The organism is Variovorax sp. P4_B11 (assembly GCF_056402355.1).
Genome location: NZ_JBFUHO010000058.1, coordinates 1 through 21536, shown reverse-complemented (window position 1 = coordinate 21536; position 21536 = coordinate 1). Strand labels below are relative to the sequence as shown.

Here is a 21536-nt window from a genome sequence, read left to right as displayed (position 1 = left end):
GTCAAGCGATTAGAAGCTGGACGTTGGGGCGAATGCAGCAAAGCGGACGGGTAGCTGAAATCGCGCGGACCTCCCCTCCCGAAGGAAGCGGCGCCCGAGCGGGACCTGAACCATCGTGATGATAGACATTATTATCATCAATTGCATTTTTGCATGCCGCAGAGAGGGAACTTCGAGAATCTCTTTTCAAGTCATTGAATTTGTTGGAGTTTTTCCTAGTCCCGTTGCATCGTGAAAACACGGTTGGGCGTCTGGGCAGAGGTTCGTTACTTGGCGGGAACAGCTCGCGCATGAGGCGCAGGTGAACCCCAACGGACCTCGCACTGCTGGCTCATGGAAGCACCACGCTCCCGCGCGGGGAGCTGACCCACGACCTTGGAAACTTAGTCGGCGCGCGTTTATCAAGCTCGGGAGTGGACTCGGGTCGCCATTGTGGCCCAGCTTTCGGGTCGGCTCTGACCCGTCGTCGTCATGGCGCAGGCGCTCGGGTGTGAACAACTCTCACCGCCATCTGCAGATCTGGCCGTGGAAGTCTGGCATCTTGCCATGTTGCATCCTTGTTCAAGTGTGTGCGCTCACTTCTATCAAGGTTGAGATCTCTCTTTCGGGCACTCATCGGTCCCTGCGGGCGTGCTTCAAACCTTGCTGCCGACGAAGGTGTCAATCATCGTGGACCAGCTTTCGGCGCAGAGCCTCGCCATGGGCTGGTCGAAGGAAGGTCCGTCTCCCCTTCCAATCGACGAAGAGGAACGCGATGGGCTTGCCATCGTCGTCTTTCCACTCCCTTGTGGATCCTAGCGCTTGCCGCGGCACCTCGCCCTGAGCGGTGAATCTGGGAAGCCCTCCGCCGGCGAAGGGGTGGCACCCGCGTCGTAAGAGCTCGCGCGATGTGGCCAGTACGCCCTCGGGACGCCTTGCTGATGTTGCCCATGTCGCGAGCGATCGCGGCGTCCAGTTGCCCTTGGCGGACGGAAAGAGGTCCTGCTCCAGCGCACGTATGTACATGACGCCCTGCTCCCACTCCGAGAGGTCCTCGCGTTCCCGATTCTCGCGCTCCATGTCGACAAACAGCTCAGCGCCCTTCATGTCCGATGGCAAGAGCGCCAACGCCGAAAGACCCAGCTCCACTAACGCCTGATGCCGAAGGTGGCCGTAGACCACCTCGAACTTTGCTAATCCTGCGGCTGCACATTCGATCGGGTGCACCTTGATCGGCTGGACAGTGCCGCCCGCACTCTCTACTCTTTTCGAACGGGCGAAGTCTTCTGCCTTGAAGTGCGACAAATCCCGGCTGGCCCGACTGGTCGCCTTGATCAGCTTCGAGTCGCCGCGTCGCTTGCGCGCCGTCGAAACCGCTCAGGCGCTCGCGAAGGCGAACCACCTCCCGGTGAACTCGGACTGCTCTGTCATGAAGGACGGCATGGAGCCAGGCCCTGTCTTGGGCGCAATGGAAGCCGCAACCTGTTCGTTGGGCATCGCGTGCGCAACCGCGGCGGGCGCTTCCGAAACCTTGGCGCCACCCTCCCCCTGTACCCACAGTTTTCTTCAACAGTACGTGGTGCCTGGCTGGAGATGGGGAGATTTTCGGTGACGCTGAACGCGCGCTTCACCAAGTCCTATTTGCATTGCCGATTTCTTTTTTCACGTTCCATCGATCGCTTTGCGCCGCCGTGGGAGTTGTAGAGATTGCGAGCCATGCCAGTCCCGAGATTTGCGCGGCAACCAACCCTGCGCGGGCGACAGACCTCGGTCTCGGTCTGAACCGGCAGGGTGGTGGCTACCTGGTCGCCACCTCCTCTTGCGCTTCCCCCGGATGCTCCGGCACTGGCCGTTCCAGCCAAGGTGGCTACCTGGTCGCCACCCTGGCCCGCAGACCCGCCGGCAAAAAAAAAGGTGGCCGATGCCACCCTTCTTACCTTGCTCGATCACCCTACTGCGTCGCGAGCGCCTTGGCGATTGCGGCGGTTATCGCCTCCGCCATCGCATCGTCGACCAGTCCGGAATCGACTGTGAAGATCGCTCTGCCCTGCGAATCACGGCGCCATGTGCCAAACGACCCGGTCGTCGAATGCATCTTCCGAGGACCGCTTGCTTCGGCCTCCGTCCCGAGCAACGCCGCAACCACGGCATTCACCCTGAGCTTGGCCTCGCGCTGCCGCAGCTTCTCGGCTCGCTTGAGCACAGCCTTGGGGTTTTCGTCGAGAGCGGCCTGAACGGCCTCGGCGTGAGCCGGCTTGATGTCGAGCGGAGACTCGAATGCCTCCACGATCGCCGGCGGCAGCCGTGCAACCCGAAGCGTCTTCTGGATCCACCTGCGGCTCACCCCGGTAGCCTCCGATAGCTGCCGCTCGGACCTGTAGAAGCCCTCCTTCTCGTCCAAGGCGGACAAATACATCATGCCGGTTTCGAATGCAGAAAGATCCGTCCTTTCGCGGTTCTCGCGCTCCATGGCAAGAAAGTGAGCCTCAGCACCCAGCGGTTTGTCCCAGATCAATGTGAGGACCTTGAGCCCGAGTTCGAGACAGGCCTGATGACGGCGGTGACCAAACACCAACTCGTACCCTCCCCCCTCCTTGACGGCAACGAGGATTGGCTGAACGTTCCCGCCGGAGGCTTGAATGCTCGCCTTCAGCCGCTCGAAATCAGCCGTTGTGAAGGCCTTCGCGTGCCGGTTGGCCAAGCGGGAGCGGGAAATCTCCTTCGGTTCCAGATAGCTCGTCGGCATCGAGCCATCCCATTTGTTCAACTTCTCGCGCAGCTGCGCCAATTCCGCCTGAAGGTCAACGATTTGGGTGCTCGTCTGCATGAGCCGCCCCGGCGATGTGCGAGCCGGCGCCGGCGCCGGTGTCTCTTCAGAGCCGGGCTGCAGCGCCCTCTCAGCCATCTTTTCCTCAATCAACTGGGTCGTGTCGAAGATTCGCTTATTGAAAGATGCCATTCCTCACTCCTTCACACAGCCGGGGTGGCTACCTGGTCGCCACCTGCAGCGACCGTGGTTTTGATTCCATTGAGATCAGCGCTTCGATTGCGCCAGGTCTGGACGACGGACGCCTCGATGAGTTCGACGAACCTGTCGTACGCATCGAGCGCCCGCTTGTAGGTCCGTGCGTTCAATTCGTTGCGTCCGACGTCATAAATAGTCCCGAAGTCTGCGGCCTTGCTCTTCGTTGCCGAGGTCTTGGGGATTTCGATTGGCAGGAGGTACTCACCGTACACCGACTGCACCCAGCGTCGAACCGCGGCCGTGACGGCATCGACGTTGTCGGGCTCCACTTGCGTCAGCAAGACGTGAATGAAGTCGAAGAGCTTCGGCGTGGTCGCTCGCTTCTCGAGGTCCAAGCCCAGGTCGGAAAAGAGCGCCCAAAACTGCGAAAGGCTTGCATAGTCCAGTGCTGACGGGGGAATCGGAACGATCAGGCCGTCGGCCGCGAAGAGGGCGTTGAGAGTGACATAGCTCAAGCTTGGCGGCGTGTCGATCACGATCACGTCGTACAGGTCCCGCAGGGGCTCCAGCCCTTCGTTCAACACGTTCCAGAACTGCGCCGACCGGTCGCTGTTCACCAGACTCGGCAATAGAAATTCGGCGTCAAAGAGCAGGGGGGCCGCAGCAATCAGATCCAGCCCGTCCCAGTACGTGTCCCGCACCGCGTAGCGCAGATCCTCGTACTGAGGCTGCCTCCTGGCCGGCTCTTCCCCCCGATTGCTGATCAACTCGAGAATCGTCATGTCCGATTCGATGTCAGCGCCCGGAAGCAAGCCAAACAGGGTGCTCATCGAACCCTGCGGATCGCAATCGACGGCGAGGACCTTGTGGCCGCGAAGCGCGAGACCCTGGGCGAGCACCGTGGCAGTGGTCGTCTTGTTGGAACCACCTTTGAAATTGCTGCTGGCGAGCGTAACTGCCTTCTGGCCTTGCGGCCTCATCCGATCGCCACGGTACGCACGCGCCCAGGTCCTTGCCTCGGTCAGGCTGAATTCCCGAAGGCCCCCAGTCGCAGTCACGCGACCGACCGGGAGATCGCCACGAGTGACTCTGTAGGCCAAGTGGGCTTTGTCGACCCCGCACAATGCGGCCAGCCTCGTCGAAGAGATAGGCGGCGCCGTCTTTTCATTGCCGGGCGCGAGAAGCGTGCCCCGCAACACTTCCATCATGTCACCTGCTTTCTTGGACAGCCTGGAGATTTGTGCCATGCTGATCCGCTCGAGTGCAGGGGGGAGGGTGGCGACCAGGTAGCCGGCCTCTTCGGGATGTGCGACAGTTGCCATGCAGGCTCCTCGTGATTCAGTGATTCGGTGGAATGCTCCGAGTCTAAGCTTTTTGCCGCTAACCGCAAAAAGCTTCTAAATCACGAATTTCTAATGTGAGCTTGAACGGAGGATGGCGTCTGTTTCAACGTGAGGCTAGACGGAGTATCGAAGCTTCGGAGGGCCAATGGACCCCCCTTTTCCCGCTCGAACAACCCATGTTTTGCACCATTGCGGTGCAAAACTCCGCGAAACCTCACCTCATCCTCCGTTCGATCTCACGTTTGCCGGCCTGATCCTCCGTCCCGCCTCACGTCACTCTCCGTGCGACCTCACGTCATGCTCCGTCCGATCTCCGCGAATCGCCTCTAAGTTGTTGGCACCAAACGAATTTTCGGAGCGCCAATGTCTTCAATGGCCTCAAGTGTTTTCCTCAAAAAGAATCAAGGCCGAGGGCATCGAATGTGAAAATGGAAAAATCACAAAGCCGAAAGCAAGTGGAGAAGCGCCGTTGTCTACTCCGCACGTTTGCGCGAGAATCCTCGCATGCCAAATTCACCCACCGTTGCAGAATCCGACGCGGCCCCGTCTGCTGCGAGGAACGGGTGGGAAGTCCTCCCGAGTCCGGCGCCTTCCAAGCAGAAGTCTCCCGCAGAGCGACGCCCGTTTCGCAAGGCCAACGAGATGGTCGGGATGCGTGCCAAGAAGGGCCGCATTACGCTCGTCACCTGGAAGATCCACCAGGCACTGGTCTATCACGCCCAGCAGCAGCACCTGCAGCGGCTCAGGGATGCGACTAAGGGGCGGCCACTCCAGACAGGTTCCTTTTCGCTGCCCTTGAGTGAACTCGTTGCGTCGGCCCACTATGGCAGCAACGGATTGGAGCTTTTCAAGGATTACATCCGCGAGATGCAGACGACGCTGATCGAGTGGAACTCCGACAAGCACAGCCAGAATTACTGGACATCTTCACAGATCCTCGGAACGGTCGAGATCAAGGAGCAGGGCGCCCCGCGGCCGACGATGCTGCACTGGAGTTTCCCGGACGTCGTTCGCGACTTCGTGCTCGATCCCAAACAGTACACGCGCATGATGGTCGATCTCAACGAGAACGTGAGATCGCTCGCCGGCGCCGTGCTGGCAGAAATTGGCCTGCGCTATCTGACATCACCGGCAGGGCTGTCACACCGAGAAGATGTGGCATGGTGGATTACGGCGTTGACAGGCCGCGGCGACCGCGAAATGGAGTATCGGTACTTCAAGCGGGACGTCCTGACCCCGGCGCTCAAGGAAGTCGAAGAGATCCAGGACGAGTTCAGCCTCGAGTTGATCGAGCATCGACACGGGCGGCGCGTCGAAGAACTGCAGTTGCGGGTCCGCCGTAAGACGCAGGGAAGTCTCGGCGTGAACGAGCCGCGCAACATCTTCGATCTCAATCTCCTGGCGCGCATCCGCGCATTCGGGTTCAAAGAGCAGGAGGCCGGACAAATCTACATGCAGAACGACGAGGGCCTTCTGCGTCGCACGACCGACTTGGTCGAGGAGCGCATGCGGAGCGCGTCGCTGCCGAAGATCGAATCGCCGGCGGCATTCTTTCGCGACGCGCTGAAGAAGGGCTACGCCGCGTCGCACGCCGCGCTCGGCCACACGGGCCCTGCGGACACGCCAGAGGGGGAGGGCGACGAGGTCCTGCCTCAGGAAAAGAAGCCATCTCCACCGATCAAGAAGTCGAGGAACGATCTGGTCGCCGACTGGGTGCGCGCGCTTGCCAAGGAGGCCGAGGCCGTCTACCGCGCCTTGGACGACGGAAGGAAGAGCGCGCTTCGGGCAGAGTTCGAAGCCGAAGAGGTCCCGAAGATGCTGCCGGCGATCGCCCGAGCGTGGGCGGAGATGGGACCCGACTCCCGGTCTGCGAAGTACACCTTCTTCAAATGGATGGCGACACGTCCCCCGTACGAGGCGCCAAGCGCTGAGCAACTGCTCGATTTCAGTCTCGATGGAGCACTGCCCCCGGGCGTGTTCAATCTTCCGTAGCGTGGCATCGACCGGAATCAATTGCTCCGCCGCCGATGCTGTGGGTCGACGGATACCTCTTGGCGGTGAATGCCACCACCTGAGCGAGGGCGTGTTGGAAGGGCTCGAGCTGGAATCGGCGAAGTCGATGTGGCCGACCTAACGGCGGGTTGCGCGCAAGCGGCGGCGACCGAAGACGCAAACCGGGCCCGGCTGCCGGTAGTGCGAGCGAACCAAGCGTACCGGGCCGTCGTCAGCCGCCCCGCCGTCGCATACAGTGAAGGCGGAAGGCGCGCCGGCGCCCAGGCACTGACCGCAGTCGGGGCAGGCAGGCAGGGGCTTGAGCTCCCCGACGTCAATGATCGGCATGTCCAGGCGGCCCCGATAGGTCCAGGGGCTCCATGAGGACCTGCTGCGTCGAAATGCCCACCTGGCCGTGATTTAGCCCACCGACAAGCAACTGCTTGGGCTCGCAGTAGCGTCCAACGCGTGAAGTCGCTCGAGCGCAATGCGGGGCAATCGCATGGACGGATTTATGGTGTGGCCACTCACTTGCGATATGTCTTAGGCCCAGCTTAACTCGTTCGAACTGGGTGTCGGTTTCAGTCCTGCATGTCGTCGGGCCACAACTGCCTCGCGTGCAGCACACGAAGGATTCGTACCGCATCCCCGAGGATGCGATATGCGACGAGGTACGGGGTATTGCTGATGACCAGTTCTCTCGTGTCGTTGACGCGACCGGGGCGCCCGAACTCCGGGTGATCGGTCAACACTTCGATCTGCTGCGCGATCCGTTCATCGACCATCACAGCGGCGCGGGGGTTGTCCTGATCAATGTCGTAGTAGTCGAAAATCCTGTCCCGGTCTTCGATCGCCAAAGGGGACCATTCAATCCTCACGCGCCGCCCTCGGCGCTCCTGCGCAGCGCCGTCGCGCGACGCTTGGCAAAGCGCTCTGCCACCTCATCGTGCGGGATGGCAGGACGCGGGTCATCCAGCGCTTGCTGCACCTTGGCGCGAAACCAGGCGTCATGTGCCTGCGTGTCGGCGACCAAACCCGCAGGGAGGGCACCTTCATTCGCGACGCGTGTCAGCACGATGCGAACAACATCCGAGACCGTCAGGCCCAAACCGTCGAGAACCTCGACAGCGCGGTCCCGGACGTTGGCGGCGATGCGCGTTTGCACCAAGGCGTTGACAGTGGCCATAGGTTTCTCCATGAAGGCGGGCGACGCATCGATTGTAATTCAAATGAATGACGTGTCTCCTGCGTGCCAATAGGCGCGGCGGATCGCCTGGCCATGGGAGATACGAGGGCGCGCACTTCGCTGAGCACACGCCGTGACCGCGCGTCGATCGGATACAACGACGCCACCCGCAGGCCCCGGGGCGGCGCAGCCGCGCAACACCTGTGGCGTCGCCACGAGACTTCAACTCGTCGAACGCGTCGACGCATAGTCGTCTGCGGAAAACCGAGGCTGACGCCAAGGCGTCGTGTGGGAGTCCGGGGGGAGGGCGGATGAGGACAGTCGGAATCGCTCGGTTCGCATTGGGCCGGCGCAAGCAACTGTGGGCCGGGTATCTGCCACATATCTCACGAACGCAGGAGGTTCCTTGCGTCAGGCGAGGCGCGAATGACGGAGACTGCGGGCATGCGTAGCAGCGATGTCGTTACCGACAAGAGCAGTCGCGAGTTCGCCGAAACCTCGGACGGCGCCGCGATGCCGAGCGATGCGGGAACCCTCGCTGCCTTCGAGCGCAGGATCAGACTCGAGGAATCGGCGGTACGACGACGCTTCAGGCAAAACGTTGCGGTGTTGATGACCTTCGCGCTGGCCGCACTGACATTGGTCTTGATCGTGCAGGTAGGCCACTCGCCCTGACGGCCCATCAGAGGCATGGCCCTGGGCCGATGGCTACCATTCGCTGCCAGCGTCACTGCGACCCTTTCGACATGGCCAAAGATCGTGACAAGAATCTCGAACTTCCCCTTTCCGGGAAAGCGAAGGCCGCGCCGGCGCCCGCCCGCCGCAAAGCCACGACCGCACGTGCGCCGACATCCCGAAAGGAGCTCTTGCTGTTCGACTACCAGACCTGGCTGACCCTGACGGCGGGTGTCGCTCAAGCAGCGGCGGCCGCGGAAGAAAGCAGGGCCGGCCGCAGGTAGTTCCCCCGAGTCCAGGCGTCCGGCGCAGTCGTCAGCGACTCTTCATGTACGCCGCGTACAGCGAGGGCTGAAGGTCGCGCAGCACCTTTCGTCGGGCAACGATGTCAGCATGGCGACCCTGCCGCTCCAGGCCGAGCAGTTCCACCAGGAGACGCATCGCCTGCTCCGGCGCGCTGTGCTGCGAGGCCTGCGCGACCGCCAGTTGCTCACGAAGACCGGGGCGCTCGATGAGCACCCAGGCCGCAAACCAGCTCAGGTCGCTGATCTCGCCGTCGCCCGTGGAGGTCGCGTCGAACTTCGCCTCGAAGCTGCGTATCAACTGCGGCAAGAGCGGGTCGGGCGAGCGTTGCGCGATGTCTTCCAGCAGCGCTGGCGACAGCCACCCCAGTTCCGCGAGCAGCGGCCAAGTCGCCCGCAGGCCGACCAGATGCAAACGGGCCTCGGCCATCCAGGCGAGCGGCGCCGGTTTCCGTCGCCACGATTCGATGGTGGCGACCGCCTGCGCGGCGGCCTCCCAGTTGCCTGCGTGCAGCCACATCGGCGCCGCATGGTCCTGCGGATCCCGGGCGTCGAAGGCCAGCGACCCGGCGCGGCGTGCGATGTCCTGCCAGCTCACGGCGAGCCAGACGGCGGCAGCCGGGTCGCCGAAAGTGCGCTGCGCAGCGTCATGGATCGTCTCCTGCAACATCTGTCGCGCCTCGCGCAAGGATGCGTGATTGCGAAATGCCTCGTGTCGGCCGACTTCGGCAGCCTCGATGTACCCGCAGAGAACGCGCAGCGCTGTCAAGGACTCGTCGGCCGGATGTTCCTGGGCCAGGCGTTCGCAAGCTTGCAGAGCGGCTGACGCGTCGCGCCGCTCGAGCGCATGCGCGGCGTCGTTCCTCAGCATCACCTCGCGGCTGTGTTCGAAGATGTCAAGTTGCATCGCTTCATCCGTGCATCATGGGGTCAAGGTAGCACGCCCATGACTTGGGGTCGTGAGCTCGGCCAGTCAATGACCGTAGTCCGCGGGATTCGCAGCCAGGCAGCCATCGTGACCTCCCGGTCCGTGCCCGCATATGGGGCATTGGAGGATGGCGAGCGGCTCAGGGCGAAAGACTGTCCATGCGTCGAGTGTATCGGCCGGTCGTGTTGCGGCGTTGGCTACCGTGCAGGCGAAACGGAACCTGAACGCCTGACGATTGATCCTCGAGCGTCGGCGTTTCCCGTGCTCTGAAACGCGCATGGATCCGCTGGATCGGCGCGTTCTTGCCTGGTCCATTGCGCTTTCAGGAGTCGGTCCTATTGCGCCGGGCCGGCGTTGACGGGTGTTCGCCTCTCGTCATCGACCGGGGCCCAGGCGCCGAACAATCGGCGGCATGTAGTGCTTCCTTGTCGGCATGCGTCATATGCGGCACGAGGATTGCTTATATGCAGACAAGCCTTGTTCTTGGGTGAATTCGCCCGGTTCGGGTGCATTGGTTGTCTCCTCCACCCTTCTTGGTGGATTTAGTCCTCGCGGTGTGAACCGCGAGGACTTTCTTTCGAGGACGGTACCGTCTGACCGGTTCTGTACGGTCCGTGCGCGGGCGCTGAACCTCTTTTGGGAAGCGGGCAACTGCGCGCTTCACCGAAGGCGGCTCACTGCCTTGATGACGCTGTAGGTGCAGCTCTTGCGAGCACCCTTGCAGCTCGCCGCTTGGGTAGGTGACGTGCGTGCCGGCGCCGGCATGATTTTGAATGGCGCGGAGGCGAGCCGGTAGGCCATTGCTGGAAAAGGTTGATTTGGTTGACTGGGTTGACTCGGTTCCTGTGCGGTCTACAATGCTTTTCTCCACCAGGAACACCCATGCGCCCAGCTGCCAACGCAGCCCGAGTAAGGCGCAAGCCACCCACCTCCGCGCCGCTGACGACCGTCTGGAAGTCGGCGAAGGTGCTCACCGCTTTCGCGGATGAGGTGATCGCCGATCCGGGCGCGTTTCTGAAGTCAGGGCAGCCAGGCAAGCCACCTAAGAGACCTCCCGCCCTCCAAGACCTTTCGGAGTTCATGGAGAGGCTACGCCAGAAGCTTAGCGCTGCTGAAAGGATGTTGGCCTTGTCGTCAGAGGCTCGTTTGCCGAGGCCGGGTGACTCGTCCAAGCGGGCAGCGAGGCCGCGGGTTGGTGCGAAGTCGCCAACATCCATGGCTGCGTTGCGAGCTCAAGCGCGGGCCAATATGAGAAAGCTCGCGGACGATGGCACGTTGATCGGTTCCGCGCAGTTCATTGAGGAGCGAGCGTTCACGAAGCAGGCCCTGAGCAAGGCCGAGGCAGCCCATCGCGTGTTCTTCCTGGACGTTGACGGTGAGCGGTATTTCCCGGCCTTCTTTTGTGGACCCTCACTACGATGTCAAGAAGATCGAGAAGGTGAGCAAGGCCCTTGGGACATTGCCGGGGTCGTCAAAATTGCAGTTCTTCTTGACAGGCAGAGAATCACTGGGAGGGAAGACGCCGTTGGAAGCGCTGAATGCGGGTCAGGACGCCCAAGTGTTGGCCGCGGCAGAAGGCTTCGTTCAGGGATGAGTGTCCTCAAGAGGCCGCCCCCATCGCTCAAAAACCAGCCCTTGCCGACGATCGATGTGGACGTCGCAAGGCTGTTTCGCATTTCGTTCTACACGACCGGCGAACCATTTCACGGAAACACCGCATCAAAGCGCTTCGATGACCCGTTCAGGACGAAGTCCAAGCGCTTCGGAACGTGCTACATGGGGTTCAGTCTCGAATGCGCGATCGCGGAAACCGTCCTCCATGACCTGATGCCAGTGAAGGGCGTGTTCAAGGTCGCGGTTGCGGAGCTAGCGTCTCGCTACGTTGTGCGCTTCAGCGGGACGGGACAACTACGGCTTGCCGACCTCACCGGTGCGAATCTCAAGACGACTGTGGATTCCAGCGAAATCTCGACGGTCTTTCCCTACGACATTCCCCAGGCCTGGGCAAAGGCATTGCACGCCCATCCCGCGGACGTCGACGGCATCCCAGAACGCGGTCGTTGTGTTCGATCGCGCGAAGCACAAGCTCGCGGCTTCATCTTTCGTTCCTCTGATGGACGTGCAGGGCGCGTTGGCTGCAATCACTGCCCGGCGTCAACTACTTTGAGCGGCGCATTGACTCGTCGGAATTGCTACCCGAACTGACCTGTTGCCTCACGTAACTTGCTACCCGTCGGATGGTCCGACGGGAGCAGCACTACGTGACGAGGCGAATCAGCATGGCAACACGCAAGGAGTTGGTTGAAGCATTGCGAGCGCGCTACAGCAGCGCGCCACCGGTGGAGAAGGCGAAGATCCTGGATGAGTTCGTGGCCTTGACCGGCTACCACCGCAAACACGCCATCCGGGTGTTGCGAGAAGAGGCCAGCACGAAGGAAGCGCGGGCACGCAATCGTCTGTATGACGAGGCGGTGCGGCAAGCGCTGACGGTGCTGTGGGAGGCCGCCGATCGGGTCTGCGGCAAACGCCTGAAGGCGTTGATCCCGATGTTGGTCGATGCGATGGAACGCCATGGCCACCTCGACTTGGACCCGGTCGTCAGGACCAAGGTCTTGCAGGTCAGCGCAGCGACCATCGATCGCGTGCTGGCCGATGCGCGTTCGCATATCGACGGGAAGCGCAGGCGCCGCACTGGCGTAGGCGCGGCCATCAGGCGCAGCATTCCGGTACGCACGTTTGCAGACTGGCGCGACCCGGCGCCAGGCTTCTTCGAGATCGACATGGTCGAACACTGCGGCGGTCCGAAGACGGACGGTGACTACGTTCACACCTTGACGCTGACCGACATCGCCAGCGGTTGGACGGAATGCGTGGCGATGAGGGTGCGCGACCAGATGCTGGTGATCGAAGCCTTCGAAAAGGTGGCGGCCGATCTGCCGTTCGCGATGCTCGGCATCGACTCGGACAACGACAGCACCTTCATGAGCCAGGCGGTATTCGACTATTGCAAGGGGCGCGGGCTTGAGCAGACGCGCTCACGGCCCTACAAGAAGAACGACCAGGCCTGGGTGGAGCAGAAGAACGGCGCGGTCGTTCGACGGCTGGTCGGCTATGGCCGCCTGAGCGGTCGCGAAGCTACGAAGGCCCTGGCGCGGCTGTACGAGTCGTCGCGGCTGTACATCAACTTCTTCCAACCCTCATTCAAGCTGAAATCCAAGACGCGCGACGGCGCTCGCGTGCACAAGGTGTACTTCGCGCCGGCGACGCCATGTGAACGGCTTGTTGCCCACAGCGGCGTCGAGCCGGCGATCAAGGAGAAGCTGACGGCGCAATTCAAACGACTCGACCCGGTGCGGCTGCTGCAGGAAATCCGCAGCGCACAACAGACGTTGAGCGAGATCGCGGCCCACGGCGTGCCGACTGAAGTGAAGTCGAGAAGTGCAGCCGATGTTGCAACGTTCCTTCAAAGCTTGTCGTCAGCCTGGACGGAAGGCGAAGTACGTCCGACGCATCGCAAGCAGCCCAAGGCCAAACACTGGTGGAGGACTCGGACCGACCCATTCGCCGACGCGTGGCCAGTCATTGAAGGGTGGCTCATCGCGGAGCCCTCGATAGCGGCCAAGGCCTTGATGGCTCGTCTGGTCGCGATGGTTCCAGAGATTTACGACGGTAAGGCGCAGCTGCGGACACTGCAGCGCCGGGTGAAGGCCTGGCGCAGCGCGCGCGTCACCGAAATGGTCCTGGGCGGTCTGCGCAAGGCTGATGCAGTGCCGGCCGAAGTCTGAACGCAGTCGACCACCTTACGCGATGCCGAGGGGGGCCGGGCGCTTCGCGCCCGGCAGGCCATGGACATGTGGACGATGCGCCTGCGGCGCACCGGCTGCGACCGTGGACAACGCGCCGCTACGCGGCTGCGTTGCCCACCGCCGCAGCCTTCGCCCACATGCCCACAGCCTTCTACTAAAGAATTGAAAAAGAAGACCAAACGACAACCAGCCGCCGGGTAACATTCCTTCGTGAGGCAACACGCCGCTCAAGATAATTGTCGCTGGCCAAATCACGACACTTCATATTTCGCCCGCATATAGCTAGCGACCGTTCTCGGCAGACCCCATGGTTGCGGCCGGTTAAGAACCGTCCCATCTGCCGCAGTTTCTCTGAGCCGGGGCGTGCTTTGAAAATCTTGGCGGCACTGGGATTGCGAGGTAACGGAAGGGGGCAGTTCAATGTCGCCATCTGGGCCCAAGAACAGGTCGGCGTCAACACGGGCGTCCCCGGCGTTGCCGGGCGGACTGCTCCAGGTTCGCGCCGTCGCGCTCATCCCCTGCGGGGACTGGCGCGCCAGCCCTGCGCATCCCTGACGCGGGATGCGGGGAGGGAAGCCTGAAGTCATCCGGGGTGTCTGCGGAGGGTGGGGAGAGCTTGCCTGTGTGGCTTGACGCTACCTCACCGTTCTCGCGTTCAAGGCCCTGCGCGCGCTTCGCGTGCTCGGCGCGTGCCGCGCGCCTGTCGGCGGCCTTGAGCGCTGCGCTGCGGCGAGGTGGCTGGGGGCCACGCAGGCAATCTCGCCTGTGTCGTTCCACAGGAGTTCGCCATGACCGCATCTTCCGATCTGACCGTCCGGCAGCAACGCATCGTCGACGCACTGCGTCCGTTCTTCGGCGCCGAGGCCGACGCGCTCTATGAGGCCAACGGCCGATCGCTGCAGAAGCTGACCTACTTCGCCAGGCAGTCGTCCTTGCCGAGTTTTCATCGACTGGTGACGGGGCTGGCGTTGGCGCAGGAACTCTTGATCGAGGAACTGACGAGCCGGTCGGTGTTCGATACGCCACGGGCCGTGTCCGACTTCCTGAAGCTGCACTTCGCGGGACAGCCGCATGAGAGCTTCGCGGTGCTCTACCTCGACGCACAGCATGCGCTCATTGCGTTCGAGGAACTGTTCCGCGGGACGTTGACGCAGACCAGCGTCTACCCGCGCGAGGTGATGAAGCGGGCATTGCACCATGACGCCGCGGCTGTGGTCCTGGCTCACAATCACCCGAGCGGAAGCGTTCAACCTTCGCACGCGGACGAGCTGTTGACGAAGACCCTGGGCACTGCGCTTGCGATGATGGACGTGAGGGTGGTCGACCACATCATCGTCGCCGGCGCGAAGACGCTTTCATTCGCGGAATGTGGCCTTCTGTGACGCGCGGGGCCCAGGCCCCTTTTTCATTGCTTGTGACCAGCGCGCTTCGTTCGAGACATTCGGCGTGCCCGCCGCGCTGGCGGCGGGAGTATTGGCTGGGGAAAGGCGGGGCGGGGCACAGGGAGCTGAGGGGTGCTTGCTGTTTCCTTGAGGATGCCACGCCGTGCTCGCCGTCAAGGTCTGCGCGCCTGCGGCGCTGGCGGCCTGCGGCCGTCTTCGAACCTTGACCGCTGCGCGCGGCGTGCCGTGGACGGTCACGGGCAATCCGCCCTCTACCGTTCAAGGAGAACGACATGGCTTCCAACTTTCCCTTTATCACCGACGAGCAATTCGAGCTGCTTCTGACGAATGGCCGCTTGGCACTGGCGTGCCAGGAAAGGGACGAGGACTTCGACCCGCTGCCCGTGGTCAAGCTCTTCACGCCGGATGCCGGTGCGACGTGGCTGCTGACCGAGATCGATCCCGACGCGCCGGAGATTGCCTTCGGTCTCGCTGATCTTGGAATGGGCTTTCCCGAAATAGGTCGAGTCAGCCTTGTTGAGCTTTCGGAGGTGCGCGGCATGCTGAAGCTGCCGATCGAGCAAGACTTGCACTTCCGGGCCACGCAGCGCCTGAGTGCCTATGCGAAGGAGGCCCGCATGGCCGGGCGCATCCAGGCCTGAGAGCCCGCCGCCGGCCTCGCCGGCGGCATCTCTTTTTGACTTGACCTTTCGTGGCGCGCTGCGCGCGCAGACCGCAGTCGGCCGAGCTTCGCACGGAAGCACATCGCAGGGAATCGATCGATTCGAGCCTCTGCGTTGCAGAGGAGGGCGGTGCGGCCTGCGGCCAAGGCGCAGGCGGGAGCGTGCCCACCTGGTGCTCAGTGCGTGTCGCGGCGCATCTGATTTCAGCGCCACCTCTTGATCGACGCATAGCTCGCGCGGTCCGCTGTGCAGGGCTTCGGGCTGCGCCACCGTCCTCGCCCGGTCATCGCTTCGCTCAGCTGCGGCCTCCGGGCGGTCCCTGGACAGCGGCCCTCTGCGCTCGCTCTTCATGCGTCGAGGCGGCTCCGAAAGCAGATTTTCAACCACCGCGGCACACACCGCAGAAAGGCCCAGCCATGCGTGCACTTCAATCCTCCCGTCAGCGCAAGCCCGACAGCCAAGCAGCCACGGGCGTTCCCCCCGTACCCCCCGAGGACTCACCAAAAGCAAATGTCTTGAAGGACAGGGACGCAACGCCGCGCGGCGGCGCCCGCCTGGATGTCCGGCAGTCCGTCACCGACCGGATCATCGCGATGCTCGAGCAGGGAGGCAACGTGTTCCGCGAGCGCTGGACCCGGGCCGCCTCGCGCGGCATGCCGCGCAATGGGAAGACGGGTGCACCGTACCACGGCGCCAATGTGCTGCTGCTGTGGGATGCAGCCATCGAGCAGGGCTATGCGTCCAACGTGTGGCTGACCTACAAGCAGGCCGCCAGCCTCGGCGCGCAGGTCCGCAAGGGTGAGCGGGCGGTCCTGTGCGCGCACTTCGAGCGCAAGGTGGGCAGGGCATCGCCGGATGAGGCCGACGATCCGCAAAGCACTTCAGGCCGCGAACATGAGGAGGGCGGCGAAGCGGGCGCAGGCGAGGGAAGCTTCCTGCTGTGCATGCCGTTCTGGGTTTTCAACGTCGCGCAGATCGATGGCTTGCCACCGGAGGTATTCGCCGATGCCATCCCTCCCAAGGACTGGGCCGATCGCTCGCCGATCGAAGGCGCGATGCGCTTCATCGGCGGCTGCAAGGCCGACATCCGGCACGGCTACGAGCGGGCAGCCTATGCGCCGCGGGCCGACCGGATCCTGATGCCCGATGTCGACCGATTCACCAGCCCCGAGGCGTATTGCGCAACGGCACTTCACGAGCTCGTGCACTGGACCGGCCATCCGGATCGCCTCTCTCGTGAATTCGGCAAACGCTTCGGCGATGCGGCCTATGCATTCGAGGAGCTGGTGGCTGAGCTAGGCTGCGCCTTCGTGCTGGGGCATATCGGGCTGGTGGAGGCGACCATCGAAGGGCACGCGGCCTACCTGGACTCGTGGCTGCAGGTCCTGCGCAACGATCGCACGGCGATCTTCACGGCCGCGCGGCATGCTGGCGAAGCCTTCGAGTACATCTTGGCCAGAGAGATGCCGGCGCTTGATGGGTCACAGATCCCGCCAACGGAGGAATGAATCTCGGGCGGTGGTCGCAGGTTCGGCCACTTTCCAATTGTTCTCGGCGCTGTTCGATCGGCCTGCGAGGACCACTTTGACTCCAGCCTTTTCACCCAACTTTCCGCGACCATGACCATGACCGCCATGACCTACGCCCAATTGGCACGCGAGATCGCGACACTCCAGGCCTTCGCACAGAAGCAACTGGCGCTCGAAGCCAAGGGCGCCATCGCGAAGTTCAACGCTGGGTCGGGCAACCAGTGGGGCGGCCGCGGACCGAGGCCCGCTTGGTTGCGAAACGCGAGCGCAGCCGGCCGGACGCTGGCGAGCTTCGCAATCGGCGCTGAGCCCGCATCCGTCGCCTCCGCAACATCGAACAAGCCGGACTGGCGCGCCGCGCGGCATCGGGCATGCTTCTCGCACGCGCGCAGCGTCTCAGCGATGGCCTTACTGGCGCAAAGGTCCGGCATTGCGACAAGAGCATCTGGCGGCGAAGCCAGCCGCACTGCCGCCTGACCGACGCGGTGGGGCGCCCGTGTTTTCGAATTTGACGAATTTAACGAATTTTCCTACACTCTTGGTTCAAAGGAGATCCGCCATGCCCACCCTCGCCCGTTCGACCCCTGCGGCGCTGACCCAGCAGCAGTTGGCCAGCGGCCTTCACTTCGCCCTGGAGAACGTCGCGCAGTCGCTGGCAGCCCAGGTGACCGAGGCCATCGTCGCCCGGACAAGGCGCCAGGCTAATTCCGATGCCATTGGCCAGGTCGTTCGGGACGTGCTTCCCGGTTTCCTCGAAAAGGAGTTCACCCAAGGCCTGCTCAAGAACCAGGCCACCGCACGCAAGCGCCGAGCCATGCTGATGCACCTCCTGGCCGCAGCGGACGTGCAGGCTTTCATCGACAGTCCCGCCGAAGCGCCCAACGAGATAGCCGCCGAGGATGACGACGAACAACTGACCAGCGAGGCCGCCGCCAGACTCCTTCACGTTTCCCGCACCCACCTCAACACCCTGCTGGATGCCGGGGCGCTCGGCGACGTCAGCCGCACCTCCGGCGGCCACCGGCGCGTATCGAAGGTCGCAGTGCTGGCCTACAAGGCCGACAGCAAGGCGCGGCAGGCCAAGGGCCTCGACGCCATGGCTCAGGCCAGCCAGCGCATGGGCCTGTACAACGACGAACTGGCGGGTGTGCCGCGCCGCGCAAAGCGCTGAACGTGCCCAACCGGAAGACATCGAGCGCGGCGCCCGTCTTGCCCCGCATCGTTCTGGTCGATGCGAACGTGTTCTTCGCACCTCGGATGCGCGACCTGTTCATGCACCTGCACGAGGCGGAAGTGTTGAATGTCCATTGGACGCGGGAGATTGAGGCGGAATGGACGCGCAACGTGATCGCCAAGCAGAATGCAGACCGCCAGGACATCCTGGATTGTCTGGAGGGCATGCGAGCGGCCGTCGAAGGCTGGGAAGTCGCCGGCTACGCGAAGCACATCGGCCGATTCGAGCCTGTGGACGCCAAGGATCGCCACGTCGCCGCAGCTGCCTACAAGCTCTCGCTCGTTGATTGGCCGGGTCAGCCGGTCGCCCTCGTCACAAGGAACGTCAAGGATTTTCCTCAGCACGCCTTCAAGGACACGCAGGTTGTCTGCTACGCCATGTCGGCCTACCTCGATGGCCTGCACGCACAAGCGCCGGACATCGTGGCGAAGGTGGTGGAAGGCTGCCGCAGGAAACTCAAGGCCCCGAAGCTCACCCGTGAGGAATACGTCGCTGTCCTCATGAAGAACGGTTGCCACGGTCTGGCGCAGGCGCTCGCGACCCGTTGGTCGGTCGAGTGCCCCGCAGCGGCAAGGGATGGCACGTTGTACTACGTCACCGGGAAGAGCGTTCCGAAGCCGAAGAACAAGAAGCCTGCCAGCCGAAAGCGGTGAAGGCCTAGCTGGTGGCTGGCTGGGTCGCCACCACTGTGCGTGCCGACGAAGGTGTGGCCGGCGGCGTCCTCCACAGCGTTGCGGCCCTGTGAGTGCGCGGGCGCTCGATTCCGCCGGTGCCGGCGCCGACGCCAGCGCTTCGCAGCGAGCCGTGTTCCGGCGCAGACCGGCCAGGAGTCCTGCCCATGACAATCCACAACCTCGCGCTTCCCGCCAGCATCACCTGGCGGGGCCGCGCATGGGTGGTACTGTGCAGCTCGATGGAGTGCGTGGCCAGTGCTTCGATGCCTTGGGCGTCCCCCCGCTGCGCCGGGGTCGGACTTCTGCAGGTTCGCGCCAGCGACCAACGCTCGCCGCTCCTCGGATGCAGAGTTGGGTGCGTGGCGCGCCAGAGCCGGCGCGCACGACGATGTACCGATCGTCCGGATGTCCGGGGTATTGGGCGGATTGGATCGCCCGATGCGCCGTCACGGCGTCCCGTCACCTTGGGATCGTTTGGGCGTGGCCGGTCGGTCGCCCGCTCGGCGCAGCATGTCCAGTTGTTGCGCTTCCTCGGCGTCGGCACCGAGCTCTTGCTGCGGATTTCTTGCGCCTTCGTGCAGGTCGCGTTCCTGGACGGGGAGCCGGCGGGCGGGGAAGGCTGGAGCGATGATGCCTGCCTTGGCGAGGATGTTGGCTGTTTGGCTTGTTGTGAGCATTCTTGTCTCCTGCAATCGCCGTTCCAGCCTAACCCTGCGCGTCATTCACCTCATTGGTGCTGTTCCTGATTCGTGCGTCGGTGGGCGCTGACTGATCGGTTTGCGCGCGAAAATCCTGCCATGGCTGATCTCGATTTCACTACACCTGCCCCTGCGGCTGACCCTGCTGGCGTAGTCCTTGACCTTGCCATTTCGCCTGCCGGCAAGGCCTATCTTGAAGTCGCGCATGGCGATACCGACGCTCCGACATCGGTCGCAGCCACGCGCATCCGAAATGCCTTCGAGCGCAACGCTGCGCATGGCCTGCTTCAGTTGGGCGCGATGGAATTGGGTGGCGCGCTGGCACCTGCGCTGGCCTTCGGCCGCGAGTTCGCACATCTGTTCATGGCACGGCTGACTGCCGTCGCCACTTTGGCCGAAGACTGGGCAAGGGTCGAGATGCCGGCTCCAAGCGCAGAGCTGGAAGAACTGGCCGCCGCGGCGCCCCCCATGAGGGGCGCGGAATATCTCGACGGCGCGGTGCTCGAAGCTTGGTGGGTAGACCTGCATGCGGCCGTGCGCGAGGACATCGCCGCCACCGGTGGCGATGTGARTGCGTGGCTGCAAGGCAAACACCCAACCTGGAACCTCGTCGGGCGGGTGTGTTTCCACTTGGCAGAGAACAAGGGCAACCAGCAGGCACCGTTCGCCTTTCTCGCCACCTGCGCGAGTCACGTGTCGAAGGACGCTCGCATCCAGCACGTGCCTCTGGGACGAGCGCTGCAGAGCTCCTCCGAAGCTCGGGATCGCGCCGGATTGCTGAAGCTGCTCTTGCCGGTGCACAAGGCGGCCGAGCAGAGCCCATGGCTGAAGGCACTGGTCGATGCAGGGAAGGTCTTTCATCCACAGGCCTGGACGGCAGCCGACGCTTACCAGTTTTTGCGCAACGTGCCCGTGTTCGAAGCCAGCGGCCTGATCGTGAGGATCCCGGACTGGTGGAAGCCGCGTCACCCACCGCGCCCGCAGGTTCGGGTGAACCTGGGTCGGCAGGCTTCGGGCCTCGGCCTGGACACGATGCTCGACTTCAACGTCGAACTCACGCTCGACGGCGAACCGGTCTCCGACGAGGAGTGGAGGCAATTGGCCGCGGCCGGCGACGGCCTGGTCCGGCTCAAGGGACGCTGGGTCGAGGTCGACCGCGAAAGGCTCGACGCTGTGCTGGCCCACTGGAAGAAGGTGCAACGCTCGGCCGAAGTCGACGGCTGTTGGCGCCGACCGAAAATTGATCACCTGAACCCGGGTCTGCCGATTCAAATTTGACCAGGGTGCTCAACTGCCCTGCTGAATATTTCAGCAGGGCGAACAGGTGATCACCATGGACATGATTGGCAAGGTCAAGCGGATGCACTTCCGCGACCATCTTTCGTTCAGCGACATTGCGAGGCGCACGGGCCTGTCGCGCAACACCGTGAAGAAGTGGGTCAAGGCGCCGGCGGACGTCGAGCCTCGTTATCGTCGGGAGGCGGCATCGGGCAAGCTGAGTGCCTTCCATGAAGCGTTGATCCAGTCTCTGCGCGTCGATGCCCGGCGCCCCAAGCACGAGCGGCGAACCGCCCGGGCGCTGCACGCCGAGATCAAGGCACAGGGCTATCAAGGCGGATACAGCCGCCTCACCGACTTCATCCGGGCCTGGCGCCAGGGCGAGGGCCAAGGTGCGGCGACCAAGGCGTTCGTGCCGCTGGCATTCGAACTTGGTGAGGCGTTCCAATTCGATTGGAGCGAGGAAGGGCTGGTGGTGGGCGGGATCTACTGGCGCATGCAGGTCTCGCACCTGAAGCTGTGCGCGAGCCGCGCGTTCTGGTTGGTGGCCTACCCGAGCCAGGGCCACGAAATGCTGTTCGACGCCCACACCCGCTCGTTCGCTGCGCTGGGCGGCATCGCGCGCCGGGGCATCTACGATTTTGTTCCCGGGAACAAAATCATAGTTTTGTGCCCAGGTGCGTTATGTGCCCAACCGGCCTGAGCGCCGCGCCAAGCCTTGCAGTTTCGTTGAGGATAGGCACATAAGGCGAGGCCCTGAGAGCGACGATCAATCTCCCTTCCCACCATAGATTGGAGGTTGTCATGTTGGAGCGCTATTTCGTTCGGCCGGCCACCGTTGATCGCATTCGGGCCAACGCCGCCGGGGCCTATATCGAGCAC

Annotated in this window: 18 protein-coding genes and 2 pseudogenes; 13 read left to right on the top strand and 7 right to left on the bottom strand. The window is 63.3% G+C overall.

What is annotated here, in order from left to right; translation table 11 throughout:
* Positions 1-660: 660 nt before the first annotated feature.
* From AC1DYD_RS32850 to AC1DYD_RS32840, 3 genes are all read right to left on the bottom strand, one after another.
* Positions 661-1284: a ParB N-terminal domain-containing protein gene (locus AC1DYD_RS32850; RefSeq protein WP_478176928.1), complete on the bottom strand. Its 624-nt coding sequence runs from the start codon at positions 1282-1284 to the stop codon at positions 661-663.
* A 646-nt stretch (positions 1285-1930) separates the two neighbouring features.
* Positions 1931-2938 (bottom strand): ParB/RepB/Spo0J family partition protein, encoded by a 1008-nt coding sequence (locus tag AC1DYD_RS32845; protein ID WP_478176927.1) that lies wholly within the window; start codon positions 2936-2938, stop codon positions 1931-1933.
* 11 nt (positions 2939-2949) lie between these two features.
* Entirely contained in the window at positions 2950-4266 is a 1317-nt protein-coding gene (locus AC1DYD_RS32840; protein WP_478176926.1) for an AAA family ATPase, read from the bottom strand.
* 672 nt (positions 4267-4938) lie between these two features.
* On the opposite strand from AC1DYD_RS32840, the gene AC1DYD_RS32835 reads away from it, so the two are divergent.
* Entirely contained in the window at positions 4939-6279 is a 1341-nt protein-coding gene (locus tag AC1DYD_RS32835; RefSeq protein ID WP_478176925.1) for a replication initiation protein, read from the top strand.
* A 581-nt stretch (positions 6280-6860) separates the two neighbouring features.
* On the opposite strand, the gene AC1DYD_RS32830 is transcribed toward AC1DYD_RS32835, so the two are convergent.
* Together AC1DYD_RS32830 and relB are read right to left on the bottom strand one after the other, a co-directional pair.
* Positions 6861-7157 (bottom strand): type II toxin-antitoxin system RelE/ParE family toxin, encoded by a 297-nt coding sequence (locus AC1DYD_RS32830; RefSeq protein WP_478176924.1) that lies wholly within the window; start codon positions 7155-7157, stop codon positions 6861-6863.
* A complete protein-coding gene (gene relB / locus AC1DYD_RS32825; protein WP_478176923.1) occupies positions 7154-7465 on the bottom strand; it encodes a type II toxin-antitoxin system RelB family antitoxin in 312 nt (103 codons plus the stop codon). Before relB ends, AC1DYD_RS32830 begins: the two co-directional genes overlap by 4 nt.
* A 444-nt stretch (positions 7466-7909) precedes the next feature.
* Between relB and AC1DYD_RS32820 the strand changes: the two genes are divergently transcribed.
* Together AC1DYD_RS32820 and AC1DYD_RS32815 are read left to right on the top strand one after the other, a co-directional pair.
* Positions 7910-8140 (top strand): hypothetical protein, encoded by a 231-nt coding sequence (locus tag AC1DYD_RS32820; protein ID WP_478176922.1) that lies wholly within the window; start codon positions 7910-7912, stop codon positions 8138-8140.
* A 29-nt stretch (positions 8141-8169) separates the two neighbouring features.
* The gene (locus AC1DYD_RS32815; RefSeq protein WP_478176921.1) at positions 8170-8424 is read left to right on the top strand and encodes a hypothetical protein; all 255 of its coding nucleotides are present in this window, start codon (positions 8170-8172) and stop codon (positions 8422-8424) included.
* Between the two features lie 31 nt (positions 8425-8455).
* Here AC1DYD_RS32815 and AC1DYD_RS32810 read toward each other — a convergent pair whose 3' ends face one another.
* Complete coding sequence (locus tag AC1DYD_RS32810) at positions 8456-9211, bottom strand: hypothetical protein (protein WP_478176920.1); 756 nt, start codon at positions 9209-9211, stop codon at positions 8456-8458.
* Between the two features lie 1374 nt (positions 9212-10585).
* On the opposite strand from AC1DYD_RS32810, the gene AC1DYD_RS32805 reads away from it, so the two are divergent.
* From AC1DYD_RS32805 to AC1DYD_RS32770, 8 genes and pseudogenes are all read left to right on the top strand, one after another.
* A complete protein-coding gene (locus tag AC1DYD_RS32805; RefSeq protein ID WP_478176919.1) occupies positions 10586-11575 on the top strand; it encodes an RES family NAD+ phosphorylase in 990 nt (329 codons plus the stop codon).
* Between the two features lie 32 nt (positions 11576-11607).
* Positions 11608-13155 carry a DDE-type integrase/transposase/recombinase gene (locus tag AC1DYD_RS32800; RefSeq protein WP_478176918.1) on the top strand — a complete coding sequence of 516 codons (1548 nt, stop codon included), beginning with the start codon at positions 11608-11610 and terminating at the stop codon, positions 13153-13155.
* 971 nt (positions 13156-14126) lie between these two features.
* Positions 14127-14558, top strand: a pseudogene (gene radC / locus AC1DYD_RS32795) (RadC family protein); the annotation flags it as partial.
* Between the two features lie 293 nt (positions 14559-14851).
* Positions 14852-15220, top strand: a complete 369-nt coding sequence (locus tag AC1DYD_RS32790; protein WP_478176917.1) for a DUF2958 domain-containing protein — start codon at positions 14852-14854, stop codon at positions 15218-15220.
* 437 nt (positions 15221-15657) lie between these two features.
* The gene (locus AC1DYD_RS32785) at positions 15658-16749 is read left to right on the top strand and encodes an ArdC family protein (RefSeq protein ID WP_478176916.1); all 1092 of its coding nucleotides are present in this window, start codon (positions 15658-15660) and stop codon (positions 16747-16749) included.
* Positions 16750-16866: 117 nt separating this feature from the next.
* Positions 16867-17247: an H-NS family nucleoid-associated regulatory protein gene (locus AC1DYD_RS32780; protein WP_478176915.1), complete on the top strand. Its 381-nt coding sequence runs from the start codon at positions 16867-16869 to the stop codon at positions 17245-17247.
* 82 nt (positions 17248-17329) lie between these two features.
* Positions 17330-17941, top strand: coding sequence for a helix-turn-helix domain-containing protein (locus AC1DYD_RS32775; RefSeq protein ID WP_478176914.1), 612 nt, complete (start codon positions 17330-17332; stop codon positions 17939-17941).
* Positions 17942-17979: 38 nt separating this feature from the next.
* Positions 17980-18657, top strand: coding sequence for a VapC50 family PIN domain-containing toxin (locus AC1DYD_RS32770; protein ID WP_478176913.1), 678 nt, complete (start codon positions 17980-17982; stop codon positions 18655-18657).
* A 467-nt stretch (positions 18658-19124) separates the two neighbouring features.
* Here AC1DYD_RS32770 and AC1DYD_RS32765 read toward each other — a convergent pair whose 3' ends face one another.
* Positions 19125-19355: a hypothetical protein gene (locus AC1DYD_RS32765; RefSeq protein WP_478176912.1), complete on the bottom strand. Its 231-nt coding sequence runs from the start codon at positions 19353-19355 to the stop codon at positions 19125-19127.
* 120 nt (positions 19356-19475) lie between these two features.
* Between AC1DYD_RS32765 and AC1DYD_RS32760 the strand changes: the two genes are divergently transcribed.
* Together AC1DYD_RS32760 and istA are read left to right on the top strand one after the other, a co-directional pair.
* Positions 19476-20654: an SNF2 helicase-associated domain-containing protein gene (locus AC1DYD_RS32760; RefSeq protein WP_478176911.1), complete on the top strand. Its 1179-nt coding sequence runs from the start codon at positions 19476-19478 to the stop codon at positions 20652-20654.
* Positions 20655-20709: 55 nt separating this feature from the next.
* Positions 20710-21294: pseudogene (gene istA / locus AC1DYD_RS32755) on the top strand (IS21 family transposase); the annotation flags it as partial.
* Positions 21295-21536: the final 242 nt, after the last annotated feature.

Bases quoted from the DNA above. Each gene is read 5' to 3' on its own strand.
- AC1DYD_RS32785 (WP_478176916.1), top strand. From the start codon at position 15,658: ATGCGTGCACTTCAATCCTCCCGTCAGCGCAAGCCCGACAGCCAAGCA.
- AC1DYD_RS32780 (WP_478176915.1), top strand. From the start codon at position 16,867: ATGACCGCCATGACCTACGCCCAATTGGCACGCGAGATCGCGACACTC.
- AC1DYD_RS32840 (WP_478176926.1), bottom strand. From the start codon at position 4,266: ATGGCAACTGTCGCACATCCCGAAGAGGCCGGCTACCTGGTCGCCACC.
- AC1DYD_RS32835 (WP_478176925.1), top strand. From the start codon at position 4,939: ATGCGTGCCAAGAAGGGCCGCATTACGCTCGTCACCTGGAAGATCCAC.
- AC1DYD_RS32775 (WP_478176914.1), top strand. From the start codon at position 17,330: ATGCCCACCCTCGCCCGTTCGACCCCTGCGGCGCTGACCCAGCAGCAG.
- AC1DYD_RS32765 (WP_478176912.1), bottom strand. From the start codon at position 19,355: ATGCTCACAACAAGCCAAACAGCCAACATCCTCGCCAAGGCAGGCATC.
- relB (WP_478176923.1), bottom strand. From the start codon at position 7,465: ATGGCCACTGTCAACGCCTTGGTGCAAACGCGCATCGCCGCCAACGTC.
- AC1DYD_RS32815 (WP_478176921.1), top strand. From the start codon at position 8,170: ATGGCTACCATTCGCTGCCAGCGTCACTGCGACCCTTTCGACATGGCC.
- AC1DYD_RS32845 (WP_478176927.1), bottom strand. From the start codon at position 2,938: ATGGCATCTTTCAATAAGCGAATCTTCGACACGACCCAGTTGATTGAG.
- AC1DYD_RS32820 (WP_478176922.1), top strand. From the start codon at position 7,910: ATGCGTAGCAGCGATGTCGTTACCGACAAGAGCAGTCGCGAGTTCGCC.
- AC1DYD_RS32805 (WP_478176919.1), top strand. From the start codon at position 10,586: ATGGCTGCGTTGCGAGCTCAAGCGCGGGCCAATATGAGAAAGCTCGCG.
- AC1DYD_RS32800 (WP_478176918.1), top strand. From the start codon at position 11,608: ATGGTCCGACGGGAGCAGCACTACGTGACGAGGCGAATCAGCATGGCA.
- AC1DYD_RS32790 (WP_478176917.1), top strand. From the start codon at position 14,852: ATGGCTTCCAACTTTCCCTTTATCACCGACGAGCAATTCGAGCTGCTT.